The sequence below is a fragment of the Duganella sp. AC237 genome (assembly GCF_979254035.1).
Genome location: NZ_CEEDEW010000003.1, coordinates 1,309,647 through 1,325,766, shown reverse-complemented (window position 1 = coordinate 1,325,766; position 16,120 = coordinate 1,309,647). Strand labels below are relative to the sequence as shown.

The following is a 16,120-nucleotide window of genomic DNA, read 5'->3' as shown; positions in this document are numbered from 1 at the left end:
CGGGTTGCGCTTATTTGCTGTAGTCCTGGATCAAGCGCGCCAGCAGATACAGGCGCGGCGCAATGCTGTCGACTTCGATATATTCCTCCGGCGTGTGGATGCCGCCGCCGACGATGCCCAGGCCGTCGATGGTGGGCACGCCGGCCGCCGCGATCAGGCTCGAATCGGCCGCGCCGCCGCTGCCTTCCAAGGTCAGCTTCTTGCCCAACTCGGCGTAGATGGCCTGCGCGCGCGCCGCCATGCCGTCGGTGGCGGCGTTTTGCGGCATCGGCGGGAAGCCACGGCGCAGCTTCGCGTTCACCTGCGTGTCCGGGATCAGCTTGTTGGCGGAAATGCGCGCCATATCCTTTTCGACGCGGTCGAACTCCTCCGCCACCGCCACGCGCACATCGGCCTCGGCGTGCGCGGCGTCCGGTATGACGTTGCTGCGCTCGCCCGCCTTGATCACCGTGAAGTTGACGGTGGTCTGCTTGCCGGCGTCGCCCAGTTTGCTCAGTTGCAGCACCTGGTGCGCCGCCTCCATGGCGGCGTTGCGGCCCGCATCCGGCGCCACGCCCGCGTGCGCCGCCTTGCCTTTGACATCAAGCTCGATGCCGCCGCTGCCCTTGCGCCAGATCACCAGGCCATCGGCCGGACGGCCCGGTTCCAGGTTGAAGGCCACGTCATGTTCGCGCGCCTGCTTGTTGATCAGCGCCAGCGTGCCGGCCGAGCCGGTTTCCTCGTTGGTGTTGAGGATCAGCGTCACCTTGGCGTAGTCGTCGAATTTGGCCTCGCGCAGCAGCTTCATCGCATACAGCGCCATGACGATGCCGCCCTTGTCATCCATGATGCCCGGACCGTAGGCACGCTTGCCGTCCACGCGGAAGGGCCGCGCGGCGGCAGCGCCATCGCCGAACACGGTGTCCATGTGCGCCACCAGCAGGATGCGGCCCTTGCCCTTGCCGGTCCACGTGGCGACGATATTGCTCGACTTGGCCGGCGCAGCCGGCTGCACCTCGATGCGGGCGCCGAGCTTCTTTAATTCCTCCTGCGCGATCGCGCCGACCTTGTCCAGCCCTGCCTCGTTGTAGGTGCCCGAGTCGATGTTGACGAGCCGCTCGAGCAGCGCCAGCGCGTCCGGTCTGGCCCTTTCGGCCTGCGTCAATAAGGCCTTGTTCAGCGGCGCGGCTTGTACCGCCGCGCCGCCCAACCCCAACATCAAGCCAAGCAAAACAAAGTTCTTACGCATGATCGATGAGCCTTATCGTTATATGGAAGTAAGCTCCATAGTAACGCCTGGTCAACGCAATGACCACAAGGCATGCACCTCAACCGCGCGAACCCAGGACCTGGCTGAATTGCTGCTTCTCTTCGGCCGACGCGGTCGGGCGTTTAACGGCCGTGGTCAACGCCGCCCGCAGGTTGGGCGTGAGCTCCACATCGCCACTGGTCACCGAGCTCAGAGTTTCCCGCACCAGATCGCTGGAGGCGCCTTTCGACAACTGCGTGATGGCGATATTGGATGCCTCCCCGGGAGAGCTCAGCCGGTAGAGCTTCTGCACGGCCAGCGCCCGCACCATCTCGCTGCCCTGGCCTTCCGCCGCCTGATTCAGGAGCTGGACGGCATCGCTGCGCAGATTGGCGGTATCGCCGGTTTTCTGCTCCGCCAAGGTGCCGATGAAATTGAGCCGCGCCACGGCGGTTCGTTCATCGGCAGGCTTGCCGGCCTTCAAATCGGCCAGCGCCGCCACGAGGACATCCTGCGGCACCTGGCCGGGCAGATTGAAGTAGGTCTCGTACATCTCCGCGAACTTGCTTTCGTTCTTGCCTTCCCAGATGGCGTTCGCCTCTTGCAATACCACGCTGCGGCCAGCCGGCGACGCCACCAGCAGCGCCCGCAGCATGTCGCGCTCCATGGCCTGTTCGTCCGGCATGCCGTGATAGAACTGTTCCACGGCTTTGCCGACGCCAGGATCGGTTTCGATCCCGGCCAGCAGCCGCGTCTGGAGTTCTTCAATTTCCTGCGCGGTCAGGTTTTGCCGCTTCAGGATCTTGTCGACAAAGTGACGAAGACTGGCTGCCGCCTCGTCGGCAGTGAATGGCTTGACGGCTGCGGCGCCCTCCTCCCCGGCGCCGGATGCCACGTGGACGGCGTCCGCCTTGGCGAACAACGTCGCTGGCGCGGCGGAGCCCGCCGGAGCGCGCGCCAATAGCGCGTCCATGCCGTTGACGTGCGGCGCGCCGGCCTTGTCCGCACGCGGCTCGCCGCGGGACAGGTAGTAGCTGCCGGCGGCGATCAACAGACACGCACCGATCACCGCTGCCGCAGCCAGCCGGCGCGAGGAGAAATGAATATTGGAAGGCATCGCAGTAAGCCCTCCTTAAATTTTCTCGTACTGGCAGCTGCTGCCACGCCACTCGGGCAAATAGCCATCGACGTTGTAGGTGCCGCCGACGTAGGTGCAACGCCAGCTGGTGCCGCCCATCCAGTCGTTGCGGAACCCGGCCGGGCAGTCATTGTCAATCGAGAAGTAGTTTTGGGCGCCAAGCACCCGCACCCTGCCCATCCGTTCGCTGAAGTTGATCACCGCCCGGCCTTTGTAACCCTTGTTGGGGCTGCAGGTGATGGTCTCGCTTCGAATGTTGCAGGCCGTCCAGGACCGGTTGGCCGACGCGTTGACTTCCATGCCACCGATACGGGTCGGTATCGCCCACTTTCCACCGATGTTGAAGCCGGTCGTCCTGCAGCTGGAATGGCCGGTCGTCAACGCCACGCTACCGCAGCTGCCACCGCGATTGCCGAAGCAATAGTGCCATTCCGAACCGTCGAGGTAGTACCCGTGCTGGTTCTTGCCCAGCCAGCCTTCGAAACGCGTATCCAGCGCCTGGGCTCCTGCCATGCCGCTGAAAACGGACATCAAAACGAACAACAAAACTATCTTTATGGATTTCATCATGGGTTCCTAAGTGAGGTTTGCACGGTGCTGCGTGGCGATGGATGTAGTGATGTTCAAGACTTTTTTTCTAATGAACGACCATGCGCAGCTTACAAATCTTTTGTTACGACATTGTTACGACATGAAACTAGTACAACTTGCACCTGACTCATCCATGCCTTAAAATTCCAAGCTGATAACGCTCTGGGCCTGCAACCGCTGCACGGCGACCAGTTTTCCAGACTCTTTACGGTGACAATTGGATACCGTGCCCCTATGGGTGCAACTGCTTGCACTCGCCCTCCTGATTTTGTGCTCGGCCTTTTTCGCCATGGCCGAAACCGCCCTGATGGCGGCCAACCGCTATCGCTTGCGCCACGAGGCCAAACGCGGCAGCCGCGCCGCGATCACCACCTTGTGGCTGCTCGACCGCACCGATAAGCTGCTGTCGCTGATCCTGATCGCCAACACGCTGGTCAACGCCATGGCCACGGCGCTGGTGACGTCGATCGCCATCGAATACTTCGGCCACGACGACAACGTCATCATCATCTCAACCGGCGTGGTGGCGTTCCTGCTGATCGTGTTCGCCGAGATCTCGCCGAAGATGATCGGCGCCACCTATCCGGAGCGCATCGCGCTGCCCACCAGCGTCGTGCTGCGGCCGCTTATGGCGCTGTTCAAGCCGGTGCTGTGGTTCGTCAACCTGTTCGTCACGCAAGTGCTGCGGCTGTTCCGCACCAAGGCCGGCGCCCACCTGCAGGACGAGCGCGTGTCGCCGGAGGAGCTGCGCTCGATCGTGCTCGAGGGCGGCAACTTCATTCCGCAAAAGCACAAGAGCATCCTGCTCAACCTGTTCGACCTGGAAACCATCGTCGTCGAGGACATCATGACGCCGCGCTCGCAGATCGAGGCGCTCGACCTGGAACAGTCGGTCGAGGGGATCAAGCGCGAGCTGACCACCTGCTACCACAACAAGCTGCCGGTCTACGAAGGCGAGATCAACCGCATCGTCGGCATCCTGCACGTGCGCAAGGCGGTGGCGCTGCTGAACCAGGAAGAAGAACTGACGGTCGAACATTTCCGCGCGCTGCTGACCACGCCCTACTTCATTCCGCAGGACACCGGCGTCTTCACCCAGCTGCAGTACTTCCAGGAGCGCAAGGAGCGCTTGGGCATCATCGTCGACGAATACGGCGAAGTGCAGGGACTGGTGACGCTGGACGACATCATCGAGGAAATGATCGGCGAATTCACGACGTCGATGCCGGGCGACGCCCGCGCCGACAGCTTCGCCTGGAACGAGCAGGGCGAGTGCCTGCTCGAGGGCGCCACCGCGCTGCGCGACGTCAACAAACGCCTGGGCCTGAACTTCCCGCTCGACGGCCCCAAAACGCTGAACGGCATGCTGCTCGAACTGTTGCAGGAAATTCCAGAGGCGCCGATCAGTATCAAAATCGGCAACTGCATCATCGAGGTGATCCAGGCGCATGATCAATCGATCAAGGTCGTCAAATTGATACGTCCGGGCACGAAACGCGGTTAAACGCGGTGTCTGATTGCCAAGCCCATGTGGCTAACGCAACACCCGGGCGTACAATCGTTTCTTGGCAGCGACAAATAGACGACAAGGCTTTACAAAATTAATGCTCAAGAGCATGATTCTTTGACCGCCCGCCCCCTATCAAGATAGATGCTTCTATGGCAGCAGTCCTCCCCAACGCCGCGCCAGGCGCCCCGATGCCGGGACTGGCGCGCGCGTTGCTGCAAGCCGGACGGCTCTCCGCCATGCAAGCCGAGGCATTGCAAAAAAAGGCCGTGCTCGACAAGCAGGCCTTCATCGACGTGCTGCTCTCTAGCGGCGTCATCGACGCCCGCGCCCTCGCCGCCTTTTGCTCCGAAACGTTCGCCTACCCGCTGATCGATGTGGCCACGCTCAACGTCGACGCGTTGCCGGCCAAGGCCATCGACAACAAGCTGATGCAGGCCCAGCGCGTCATCGCCCTGGCCAAGCGCGGCAACAAGATGTCGGTGGCCATTTCCGATCCCACCAATCTGCAAGCGCTCGACCAGATCAAGTTCCAGACCGAGTCCACGGTCGAGCCGGTCATCGTGGCGCACGATGCGCTGCTGCAGTTGTTGGCCCGGCTCAACAAGAGCAGCGAACAAAGCATCTCCGACCTCGCCGGCGACGACGCGGACATCCAGTTCGCCGAGGAGGAAAGCGCGGCGGCGGCGGTGACGGCGGCGGCCGAGTCGGCCACCAACGATGTCGAGGACGCGCCGGTGGTGCGCTTCCTCAACAAGATGCTGATGGACGCCGTCAACATGGGCGCGTCGGACTTGCACTTCGAACCGTTCGAGAAATTCTACCGGGTGCGCTTCCGCGTCGACGGCGTGCTGATGGAACACGCCCAGCCGCCGATCTCGATCAAGGAAAAGCTGGTCTCGCGCATCAAGGTGCTCGCCAAGCTCGACATCTCGGAGAAGCGCGTGCCGCAGGACGGCCGCATGCGCCTGATCGTTTCGCCGACCAAGACCGTCGACTTGCGCATCTCGACCCTGCCCACCTTGTTCGGCGAGAAGACCGTCATGCGTATCCTCGACGCCACGCAGGCGCAGATGGGCATCGACGCGCTCGGCTACGACCCGGACCAGAAGGAACTGCTGCTCGACGCCATCCAGCGCCCGTACGGCATGGTGCTGGTGACCGGCCCGACCGGCTCGGGCAAGACGGTGTCGCTGTACACCTGCCTGAACGTCATCAACAAGCCCGGCATCAACATTTCCACCGCCGAGGACCCGGCCGAGATCAACCTGCCGGGCGTGAACCAGGTCAACGTCAACGACAAGGCCGGCTTGACGTTCCCGGTGGCGCTGAAGTCCTTCCTGCGCCAGGATCCGGACATCATCATGGTCGGCGAGATCCGCGACCTGGAGACGGCCGACATCGCCATCAAGGCGGCGCAGACCGGGCACATGGTCTTTTCCACCTTGCACACCAACGATGCGCCATCGACCTTGACGCGCCTCATGAACATGGGCGTGGCGCCGTTTAACATCGCCTCGTCGGTGATACTGATCACGGCGCAGCGGCTGGCACGGCGGCTGTGCAACTGCAAGCAGCCGGTCGAGATCTCGCATGACCTGCTGCTCAAGGCCGGCTTCAGGCCGCACGAGCTGGACGGCAGCTGGAAGCCGTACGGTCCGGTCGGCTGCGAGCGCTGCAACGGCGGCGGCTACAAGGGCCGGGTCGGCATCTACCAGATCATGCCGATCACGCCGGCCATCGAAAGCATCATCCTCGCGCACGGCAACTCGATGGAAATCGCCGCCAAGTCCGAGGAGGAAGGCGTGAAGTCGCTGCGCCAGTCGGGGCTGGTGAAGGTCAGGAACGGCCTGACCAGCCTGGAAGAAGTGCTCGGCTGTACCAACGAATAAGCAGTGAACAAGGGGGACAACGATCATGGCGACTTCGGGCAACGCGGGCAACCAGGTCAAGGAAATGATCTTCGCCTGGGAAGGCAAGGACAAGACCGGCAAGACGGTGCGCGGCGAGATGCGCGCCGGCGGCGAAGCGGTGGTCAACGTCACGTTGCGCCGGCAAGGCATCATGGTCACCAAGGTCAAGAAGAAGGCCTACCGCAGCGGCAAGCGCATCACCGACAAGGACATCTCGCTGTTCACGCGCCAGCTGGCGACGATGATGAAGGCCGGCGTGCCGCTGCTGCAATCGTTCGACATCGTCGGCAAGGGCCACGCCAACCCGTCCGTCTCCAAGCTGGTGATGGACCTGCGCGCCGACATCGAAACCGGCACCAGCCTGAACCAGGCTTTCCGCAAATTCCCGCTGTACTTCGACCCGCTGTTCTGCAACCTGGTCGGCGCCGGCGAACAGGCCGGCATCCTGGAGGACCTGCTGACGCGGCTGGCGATTTACAAGGAAAAGACCTTGGCCATGAAGGCCAAGATCAAGTCGGCGCTGATGTATCCGGTGTCCATCCTCGCGGTGGCGTTCGTTGTCACGGCGGTGATCATGATCTGGGTGGTGCCGGCCTTTAAGGAAGTGTTCGCCAGCTTCGGCGCCAACCTGCCGGCGCCGACCTTGTTCGTCATGGCGCTGTCGGAGTTCTTCGTGACGTGGTGGCACGTGATCTTCTTTACCATCGGCATGGGGCTGTATCTGTTCTTCCGGGCGTGGCAGCGCTCCTTGCAAATGCAGCGCTTCATGGACAAGCTGCTGCTCAAACTGCCGGTGTTCGGCGAGGTCATTCGCAAAGCCACGATCGCCCGCTGGACCCGCACCTTGGCGACGATGTTTGCCGCCGGCGTGCCGCTGGTCGAATCGCTCGACTCGGTCGGCGGCGCCGCCGGCAACGCGGTGTACCTGGACGCCACGCGCAAGATCCAAAACGAAGTCAGCACCGGCACCAGCCTGACGGTGGCGATGCAGAACGTCGAGGTGTTTCCCAACATGGTCACGCAGATGGTCGCCATCGGCGAGGAATCGGGCTCGCTCGACGCCATGCTGGGCAAGGTCGCCGATTTCTATGAAGAGGAAGTGGACGAGGCCGTGGCGTCGCTGTCGAGTTTGATGGAGCCGGCGATCATGGTGATCCTGGGCGTGCTGATCGGCGGGCTGGTGGTGGCGATGTATTTACCGATATTCAAGTTGGGGTCGGTGGTTTAAGGCGAGAACCGCGCAAACTCGGATGCCGGCCTCAATCGAGTTTCGGCATCAACGCTGAAGCTACGCAGCCGCGTGGCAGTTTGAGGTATCCCCCGCACTGTAGCTCATCTGAAATTGTCAGTCAGATTATGTTTGGGGCTCTGCAATTTAGGGGATCGCTCAGACTGCCGCTGAAGTTGGCCAGCGATCAGGCCGTATCGCTTGTGGCCAGCCCCAGGATCGGAAACAACTTGCGACAGACTGACCGCTACCTAAACGGAGCTTAGTCCTGATAAATATCTTCCCTACTACGGCACAGTTGCTGACATGACCATATAGACTATTCTTCACTTTCAAAGAGCTTGCTCATCATCCGAATTTGCACTTCAGTGAATTGTCCTTGAATACGCTTTAACTTCCATTCATCAGGTAGTCCGGCGATGGCGCGAAATCTCGGATAAAAATCGTGTCGACTATCTGGGCTGAGGGTCGCAATCGCTTTTTTCGCGTGGGCACTAAGGCCACGCGGTACCCAGATTTCTCCATCCTCATTTACGATAATCAATAAGGAACGGTAACTAAAAGAACCACTATCCCCATTACGCGCCCCTGACTTGGCACTGTAATATTTCCGAAGCTGAATTGATATGACTAGCTTGCGTCTGCATGATTGAAGCAGCGCGAGCAAAGCACCTCTGCTGACGAACAACCGAGAACCGGTCTTGCTCCAGGCAGAATCACCACGTCCGCCTTCAGCTCCCCAAGCCTGCGCGCAGTAGGCCGGACTGCCATCGCGTCGCCAAGATCTTACAACTGGGTCCTCTTGGATTAAGCCTAGCTTTTTTTGTGTCCACCGCGCCGGAAATGGCCGGTCTAATGCGCTACTCGCCCCATAGATATCATGCTGATCAAGGCGGTACTCGGCATTTTCCATCTCATCGAGCCAAGGTCTCACGGTATGGCCGCGACGCCCGAAGTGACGAGCGATCTCAGACCTATCGTGTGGCAACCAGCGAAATATCTGATCGGCAGACAGCCATGTCATGGCTGTGGCCTTCGCATCATGCGCGTTAGCTATTACGCTTTGGACTGTCAACGTTAGATCGGCTCCAAGCGAACAACGGCCCGAGACCAAAAGATTTTCACCAATCGCAACGCCATCTGACACGCCAAGCAAAGGCAATAAAAGCTTACGGTCCTCTCGCAGAGTACCGGATTGTCCGCACTCCGGCATAGACAAATCAGAGAACTCCGCAAGATCCAAGGGGAACAGATCGGTTAGATCCGAAATCCATGCCCCATCATCTCGTGACAATATATAAGCCTGCAAGAAATGATTCCAGGCATCGGTATCCCATGCCTCCTCAACGACTGCCCGAGTTGAAAGGAGCTCCCCCGCTACCAGCATTAAGGCGTGCCATCCGAGATAACCGCCATATCGATCGCGTGCCGGCACGTAGGATGATGACGTACCCTCGTAATCGTAATCACCAGATCGCGGGCAGTCGTTCATTGTGCCGATTTTGGTATCCCAACGTCTTACCCAAGAGTTAATTCGATCACTAATTTCCCAACCAGGGCAGGCAAACACTCTACACAAGCGATCGACTTGGTATTTGTTGAAATCGTAGTCGAGGCGAAACGCGCCATCTTCTGTCGGGCAAGAACCGGGTCTGGGTTTATAGCAGAGCTCGCCCAGCTCCTTCCGAGTGACCATAGCGAAAGCTGATCGATTGGCAGTCGCTAATTTTGATCGGAGCGCTGCACGCTCATCGCCCCCTAGCAACGACTCCAACTCTTTGAGGATGTCGATCGCAAAAGAGCGTACTACAACATGTGGGAACGTCGTAGAAAATGCAATCTCCTCAAATATGGTGAGGTGCTTAACCAGGCCCTGAGCTGAATCCTTGGCAATACGAGCACAAGAGATCAGTAGCCAGAGTTGGGCATGCATTGAATAAAATGGAAGCTTTGCATCGGCGCATGGCAGGCCTGACCTAAAATTAAAGCGCATCAAGAGTGCATCTACAACATCAAAGCGGTCTATGGCCACCAACCGGCGAACTGTATGTGCGGCGCGCCAACGCATTGTCGCGACAGGGTGTCCCAATCTTGCCCACAACAATGATGCGAGAAACATCGCTTCATTCGCAGCCACTTGGAAACCAACCTGCCAAGGTCCGTCCCCAACTTCGTTGGGAAGCTTTTCCCCGGTACTATTTAAAAAGCGTTCCAGTCCTCCAGCAAATGCTGGTAGATTTACTTCAGGCGCAAGCTTCGACGCTAGTAGTAGCCAGCTGTCGCCGCTGAGGTTTTCAGCCGTATTACGCAATGCTATTACTGCATGCTGGACAAGTAATCGCCGATTGGAATGAAAATATTGCTCTATCCCAGCCCAGCCAATCGACGCCTCGTAATCAGAGCCAGCGAGTTCAAGCGCGTGCTTCTTGGCTAAGCGAAGTCCAAGCGTTGGCAACTCGTCCCGCATTGCTCGGGACGATCTCTCCCACTCTGGAAGATAGTCGTCCAATGCTCGGATCTTATCGGCAAGCGTGGCAGCATTGGTTTCGACAACCGCACGTACGTAGCGGAGACGGTCAGAGGGGCTGCTGACCTGTTGGGCCATCCGCGTCAATGTCAAAGATGGCCACCGACGTTCGTTGTCGTCTTCTCCATCATTGAGAATCTGGCGGTCAATCTCATCCGGATCACCGATATCTACTGAGTAAAGCGCAGACGCCGGTCCCGTCTTTACAGGGTTTATCGCAGTTCCTGACTCTGAATCGGATCGGAGCCGTTTTTGCAGTGCTTCAATCCTTGACCGCGCTGGGGAACCTGTTGTAAGACTTTCTTTGGCGAGTCTCGCAAGCACATCAATCGTATTCTTTGATGGAGACAATTGATCCAACCGATCGATTTCGATCAACAACAAGTTGAAGAACCATTCTTTGCGCGCTGGACTTAAACGGCTAGCAATCTCTGAAGCGAAATCCGAGATATGCCACGTCCACGTCTCAATAGGTGCCGCTAATCCAAATAATGCGACGGCAGTCTCGGCTGACAACTTGGAATTGCGAACAAGAATTGTCAACGCAGGTCCCAGCGAAAGCCCAAATCGCGCGGCGCCTCGATCATCTTGCCGCGCAAGCTTCGCTAATGTTTCCAAGCCCGCAGTGGACACCATTGCTTGAGCATATTCGGTCCAAGGAAATTTGCTGTCCTCATGCTGATTTAGCTCCAGAATCCGAGCAAGTGTATGCGACGCCTCACTCGGAAGCTCAGGGCCTGAATAGTGGCCGGCGATCGCCAGTAAATGGTTGGTACGGTTGAAGTCATCCGACCCAATCGCACCCGCGAGATCGAGCGCCAGCCTAAAATAGGCAGCGGCCTCCTCGACGCTGACACGCCAGACCGCACGGGCAAGATCACCGTATGAAGTAATCCTGGCGCTGATATCCGTACCGAGCTGTATCTGACGATCCGCATGTGCCGCAAGATCCAACGCCGCATCATGGCATTTCTGATGACGTGAAAGGCGCGTGACCAAATAAATAAGCTCGGGAGTATGAATCCCTGGCAGGCTGATCACCCATTCAACTAAACTCTTGGTGACAATTTCATCGAGCGCTCCTACGGCATCGGCGACATCGAAAATTATCCGTAAGCCAGTTCTAGCAACATATGCCTTTCCATCCCGATACGGATAACTTGATGCCTTATCAACGTCATGCCTGAGCTGATCGACCGCCGCAACGAGCATCTCGCGGCGTTTTTTTCCTGCTGGCGGTCGAACGATAAATGCAACATATTGTGCGTAGCTCAATAGCGGAAAAATGCGATTGTCGAATGCTCGGGAATAGTTCGACCTTTTTTCCTCATCCACGGCGTGCCGTTTGCGCCGCGAGTGCCCACCGTTATAAGTCGGTGCCGCGAGCTTCTGCTTGAGGGCTGCGATGAATACCCCGTTCCCACGAGACCTGACACTCACTGATGCCAATTCCGCTAATTCGTTGGGCACGAAATCGATCAATGCCGCCCGCCTTTTAGACAGCACAGCATTGATGCCGGCAGCTAAAACCGATACATGGATCGAACTATCCAATAGGTATGGACTGGAAAAATCATAGACCGATTTTAATTTAAGAACAGTTCCAGAAAGGATGCCTCTTGCCTCTGCATCCATGCCAAGTCCCGCCGCGCGAGCAGCAGCGAAGACAGCCGCAGCGTTAAGTCCTTCACCTTTCTCCGCAGCGGAAGGAGCGGTAGCAAGCGCCTTCAATATATTTTTCGTGTGAGGGCCGGCCGGGTGGGTGAACCAAAGCGCGGCTGCGTATAGTGATCGGGCAGACGAGCGGCATCTTGCAAGGCGGGCTTCGATTTGTATATTGGGAGGGTGCGGAGACTGTCGATGCCGCTCCAGAAGATCAAACAAATCTCGGAACTTCGAGCCTGTAAGAATTTCTGTGTGAACCGGGGTCATGAAATAATACCGAAAGGGATGTTCCATGACCGACACGATGACCACGAAGAAACCTCGCAAAAAGAAAGAGCCATATCCATTCCCAGTTGAGCTGATCGACCAACTGCTGGCCCAGGTTCAGGACAAGAACGCCGAGTCGATCCTCGGTGAGACTGGCTTAGCTGGCCAGCTCAAGAAGATGCTGGCGGAGCGAATGCTGGCGGCCGAATTGACGCATCACTTGGCCAACGAGGACGCGACCAGCAAGAATCATAGAAACGGCACCACGCCCAAGAAGGTGCTGGCACCGGGCGGAGAGCTGCACCTCGACATTCCACGTGACCGGCTGTCCAGCTTTGAGCCGCAATTGGTGGCCAAAGGCCAGCGGCGCATGCCGGGCTTCGATGATCATGTGATCAGCATGTATGCGCGCGGCATGAGCGTGCGCGAGATCCAGGGACATCTGCTGGAGTTGTACGGCACCGAGGTGTCGCCGATGCTGATCTCGACCATCACGGACGAGGTCATTGAGGAAGTGACCCAGTGGCAGCAGCGTCCGTTGGAGCCGATGTATCCCATCGTCTACTTCGACGCGCTGCGCTTGAAAATCCGCGACGAAGGCACAGTCAAGAATAAGGCGGTCTACCTGGCGTTGGGCATACGCGCTGACGGCCGCAAGGAAGTGCTGGGGCTGTGGATCGAGCAGACCGAGGGCGCCAAGTTCTGGTTGAAGGTGTTTAACGAGCTCAAGAACCGTGGGCTGGACGATATCCTGATCGCCGTCGTTGACGGCCTGCGCGGCTTCCCTGAGGCCATAGAGGCCGTCTATCCTCAGGCACAAATCCAGACCTGCATCGTGCACCTGATCCGCAACTCGACCACGTTGGCGTCGTGGAAGGACCGCAAAGAACTGGCGGCGGCTCTGAAGCCGGTCTACCAAGCCGCCAATGCCGACTTGGCTGCAGCGGCGCTGGACGAGTTTGAGGCGGGGCCGTGGGGGATGAAATTCCCGACCGTCGCAGCCATGTGGCGGCGCCAGTGGCAGCAGGTGATTCCGTTCTTTGCCTACCCGCCGGAGGTGCGCACCATTATCTATACCACCAACGCCATCGAGAGCCTGCATATGCGTCTGAGGAAGATCGTCAAGAACCGTGGGCACTTCCCCAGCGACGAGGCAGCGACCAAACTGCTGTTCCTGGCCTTGCGCAATATCGAAAAAGATTGGAAGATGCCGCAGCGGACTTGGAAGCTGGCGGCCAATCAGTTTGCCATCATGTTTGGCGAACGCTTCACGAACGCGATTAACTAAAACCCGGCCCCGCACACACAGAATTTCTTACACGTCCGGAACTTCAAAAAGCTTGCTTCTTCCCCCCGTGAAATGAAAAACTCTGCCACTTTAACATCGCTACCGGTCAGCATTGAGACATATGCGAAGCCGATATCATCCCAATTGTTCGATACATTGCTTTGTCTTAACCCAGTGTTACGTTTCTTTTGTACCGACCAATTAAACCAATCAATTGATCGACGAGAATGGCGACGAGCCTCCTCGTAGTTGCCGGAAAAAGACGCCGCAAGCGCCAGTGCGGCATGCTTCCCACCAGGCCATCCGATCTTGGTCGCGGACAGCCGCCGCAAAGCGTCGGCATCATCAGATATTGCGGCTAGATCTGGGTATTCATACAGCAGTCGATCCGATCTCTCATGTCCAGCTGCCACTAAAGACGCCTCCATGAATAGACGCCACAGATCGTCGTACTTCTCCCTTTTAGCAGCCAATGCGATTGCCGCAGTAATTCGTGACAAGCGGATCTCTCGTATGCTGACAAGCGAGGCTCCTCGCGGCACGCGGAGGTCATATGCCAGTTCGGTCAGCTGCTCTGCATAGCGCAGTGAAGTCAGTAACCCCGGCAACGCCCTCGATGCATAGTTTGATTCGAGCTGTCGCTCCTGAAGCACCTTTACGATCTGATCTCGTGCAGCTTGATCATTGCCATAATTTTTTCGAATTAATGTCTCGGTTGGTTCATCCCGAAACATTAGGCCATGCGGCGTTCGTTCAATTAGTGGATAAAGGTCAGCTACAAAACTTTCCACCTGTGCCGTAACCATGCCATTCGCAGCTGCAAGCTCCTCTATTGGAACAGGTGGCGACAGCAACGCCACCCCAGCGAGCAACATATCAATTTCCTGATCACTCGCACCTCGAATACGCGCCGTTTCACGTGCGTCGGCAAGACGCTTTTGCAGCAAGGTATCAAGCAATTCGCTAGGCTCAACGGGCTCATCGGGCGACATCCAAGGATCGAAAGGTCGACCTGTTGTGATCAGACTATCGAGACACCGGGGATTCTGGCCTGATCGCATCGATAGCGACGCGATCTCGACCGATGAAGCGTCAGCAACGCGCTTGGTGACGAGGGCATTTATTTCTGCTTCCGTGAACAGAGGAATGGAAAAAGACCGATGCAATATATTGCCAACTGCAAGCTCCAACCGTTCGGTTCGACACGATACAACGACGCGAACACCATCAATCGGATCGGCTGTCAGACTGCGCAATAGTAGATGCGCGAAGGACACTGTAGCAGTATCGATCGCCGCAATGGCCGCATGATCAATAGCGTCCAATAGCAATGAAACTGTTGCGTTGACATCAACCGACCGAGCTGTCGCAACAGCTTGAGTGATCCTTCGCCTGAATGCTCTCACCAACCCCGTTATATCAGTGAAAGGGAGCAAAATATCACACAGGCCGTAGCCCGCAAGAAGGTTTGCCAAATGCACCAGTGTTCGCTCTGGCAAATGTCGGCCGTCGGCGGGATCTCGCCAACGACCCGCACCGAAGCCATCAAATAGGACGACAGAGCCGTCAACGCTTAAGCGCTCAGCCAGTCCCTGCATCAGGACCGTCTTTCCCATCCCACCAGCTGCGTGAACTACAACCGGCGCCTCCGCAGTTCGAGCACAAACAACAAGATCGTCGAGGATGGCGCGCTGGACGACTACAGCAACATGTGGGAACGCATCTGGTGTTGGGTAAAGCAGATCCTCGTGGTCTACGCCTAGTTCAGCTAAAACAGCGACACGATCAATTCGCTTATCCGTCTCGCTTCCCGGGCCAGCTTTCCCCCTTACGAGACTTTGTAGCTTGAGCAAGCGCTTCTCCGCATCAGGGTCGCTAGGCTCGCTCCAAGATGCCAACATTGTCGCAACCGAATGCTCTGCCTGCTTCAGACTCCCTTTCCCACCGACTAAATCAACTCGTTGTAATAGCTCAGCAATTGGGAAGGAATAACCCGCTAACGCAAGCTGAATGCGGTCAGCTTGACTTTTCACGTCGCCGGACATTAAGCCGCCACTTATCAACGTGCATACCGCCCTATCCAAGTTCTCATGAATTGGTCGATTTGTGGCGAACTCGTATTTGACAACAGAAAGGACATGTTCATCGCCATGCTGTGTCCGTAATTGAGTATCAGTAATGGAAAATTTTTTTAGTGTCTGTTCAAAATCCGCAGCACGTACTGCGGTATCTGCTTTAGCAATAGAATACTTAAACTGAACAACTGCAACTCGACGAGAGTGGGCGATATCAGTGGCACCATAGTAGCGAACGAGATCTGCAATTTCAACCGCATCATCGCCGAGCGACTCCTCGTCCTGTATATCGAAACCTTCCAGCGTAATGGCGGTCAAGCTTGTCGACGGCGGGAGAAGTTCCAGCGCTGTTCGCGCTGCCCAAGCTTCATGAAAAGCATGGCCTGCTTTTGAGGCCCGCAATTTATCAATTTTAATTGCTTGGGATGGTTCATCTTGATCTTTGGCAGTGCTCATATTTGGAGTAAGTTCCATAACTGGAGGCCGACGTAATTTGGTCAGGATATCAGTTACGCGCTGTTTGGTCAGCATACGGTGAACATAGTCCGAGCCCGCTGCCAACGTTAGTGGATATTTCGGGACTTTGTCGGGATTTTACCGAGCAGATGACTAAGGCGGAGCATTCGTTTTCTGACCAAGTGCGTAGCGCCTGTCGCTACGCCAGATGCAATAAACGCCAAGAGGCTCGCCTAT

General features: G+C 57.6%; 9 protein-coding genes. 4 read left to right on the top strand and 5 right to left on the bottom strand.

The window, feature by feature from the left end; genetic code table 11:
- Positions 1-10: 10 nt before the first annotated feature.
- The 3 genes from AC0IYS_RS06375 to AC0IYS_RS06365 all read right to left on the bottom strand — a co-directional run bounded on the left by AC0IYS_RS06375 (position 11) and on the right by AC0IYS_RS06365 (position 2,936).
- Positions 11-1,228, bottom strand: a complete 1,218-nt coding sequence (locus AC0IYS_RS06375; RefSeq protein WP_471704380.1) for a glutamate carboxypeptidase — start codon at positions 1,226-1,228, stop codon at positions 11-13.
- A gap of 79 nt (positions 1,229-1,307) precedes the next feature.
- Positions 1,308-2,345, bottom strand: coding sequence for a hypothetical protein (locus AC0IYS_RS06370; RefSeq protein WP_471704379.1), 1,038 nt, complete (start codon positions 2,343-2,345; stop codon positions 1,308-1,310).
- A 15-nt stretch (positions 2,346-2,360) separates the two neighbouring features.
- Positions 2,361-2,936, bottom strand: a complete 576-nt coding sequence (locus tag AC0IYS_RS06365; protein ID WP_471704378.1) for a hypothetical protein — start codon at positions 2,934-2,936, stop codon at positions 2,361-2,363.
- 238 nt (positions 2,937-3,174) lie between these two features.
- Between AC0IYS_RS06365 and AC0IYS_RS06360 the strand changes: the two genes are divergently transcribed.
- The 3 genes from AC0IYS_RS06360 to AC0IYS_RS06350 all read left to right on the top strand — a co-directional run bounded on the left by AC0IYS_RS06360 (position 3,175) and on the right by AC0IYS_RS06350 (position 7,605).
- Complete coding sequence (locus AC0IYS_RS06360) at positions 3,175-4,461, top strand: HlyC/CorC family transporter (RefSeq protein WP_471704377.1); 1,287 nt, start codon at positions 3,175-3,177, stop codon at positions 4,459-4,461.
- Positions 4,462-4,616: 155 nt separating this feature from the next.
- Positions 4,617-6,356 carry a type IV-A pilus assembly ATPase PilB gene (pilB, locus tag AC0IYS_RS06355; protein WP_471704376.1) on the top strand — a complete coding sequence of 580 codons (1,740 nt, stop codon included), beginning with the start codon at positions 4,617-4,619 and terminating at the stop codon, positions 6,354-6,356.
- A gap of 25 nt (positions 6,357-6,381) precedes the next feature.
- Positions 6,382-7,605 (top strand): type II secretion system F family protein, encoded by a 1,224-nt coding sequence (locus tag AC0IYS_RS06350; RefSeq protein ID WP_471704375.1) that lies wholly within the window; start codon positions 6,382-6,384, stop codon positions 7,603-7,605.
- 319 nt (positions 7,606-7,924) lie between these two features.
- Here AC0IYS_RS06350 and AC0IYS_RS06345 read toward each other — a convergent pair whose 3' ends face one another.
- Complete coding sequence (locus AC0IYS_RS06345; RefSeq protein ID WP_471704374.1) at positions 7,925-11,863, bottom strand: hypothetical protein; 3,939 nt, start codon at positions 11,861-11,863, stop codon at positions 7,925-7,927.
- A gap of 238 nt (positions 11,864-12,101) precedes the next feature.
- On the opposite strand from AC0IYS_RS06345, the gene AC0IYS_RS06340 reads away from it, so the two are divergent.
- The gene (locus tag AC0IYS_RS06340; protein WP_471708806.1) at positions 12,102-13,352 is read left to right on the top strand and encodes an IS256 family transposase; all 1,251 of its coding nucleotides are present in this window, start codon (positions 12,102-12,104) and stop codon (positions 13,350-13,352) included.
- Here the strand turns inward: AC0IYS_RS06340 and AC0IYS_RS06335 are convergent.
- Positions 13,349-15,958, bottom strand: coding sequence for a hypothetical protein (locus AC0IYS_RS06335; protein ID WP_471704373.1), 2,610 nt, complete (start codon positions 15,956-15,958; stop codon positions 13,349-13,351). The genes AC0IYS_RS06340 and AC0IYS_RS06335 overlap by 4 nt on opposite strands.
- Positions 15,959-16,120 lie beyond the last annotated feature (162 nt).

Bases quoted from the DNA above. Each gene is read 5' to 3' on its own strand.
- AC0IYS_RS06375 (WP_471704380.1), bottom strand. From the start codon at position 1,228: ATGCGTAAGAACTTTGTTTTGCTTGGCTTGATGTTGGGGTTGGGCGGC.
- AC0IYS_RS06335 (WP_471704373.1), bottom strand. From the start codon at position 15,958: ATGCTGACCAAACAGCGCGTAACTGATATCCTGACCAAATTACGTCGG.
- AC0IYS_RS06340 (WP_471708806.1), top strand. From the start codon at position 12,102: ATGACCACGAAGAAACCTCGCAAAAAGAAAGAGCCATATCCATTCCCA.
- AC0IYS_RS06370 (WP_471704379.1), bottom strand. From the start codon at position 2,345: ATGCCTTCCAATATTCATTTCTCCTCGCGCCGGCTGGCTGCGGCAGCG.
- AC0IYS_RS06350 (WP_471704375.1), top strand. From the start codon at position 6,382: ATGGCGACTTCGGGCAACGCGGGCAACCAGGTCAAGGAAATGATCTTC.
- pilB (WP_471704376.1), top strand. From the start codon at position 4,617: ATGGCAGCAGTCCTCCCCAACGCCGCGCCAGGCGCCCCGATGCCGGGA.
- AC0IYS_RS06365 (WP_471704378.1), bottom strand. From the start codon at position 2,936: ATGATGAAATCCATAAAGATAGTTTTGTTGTTCGTTTTGATGTCCGTT.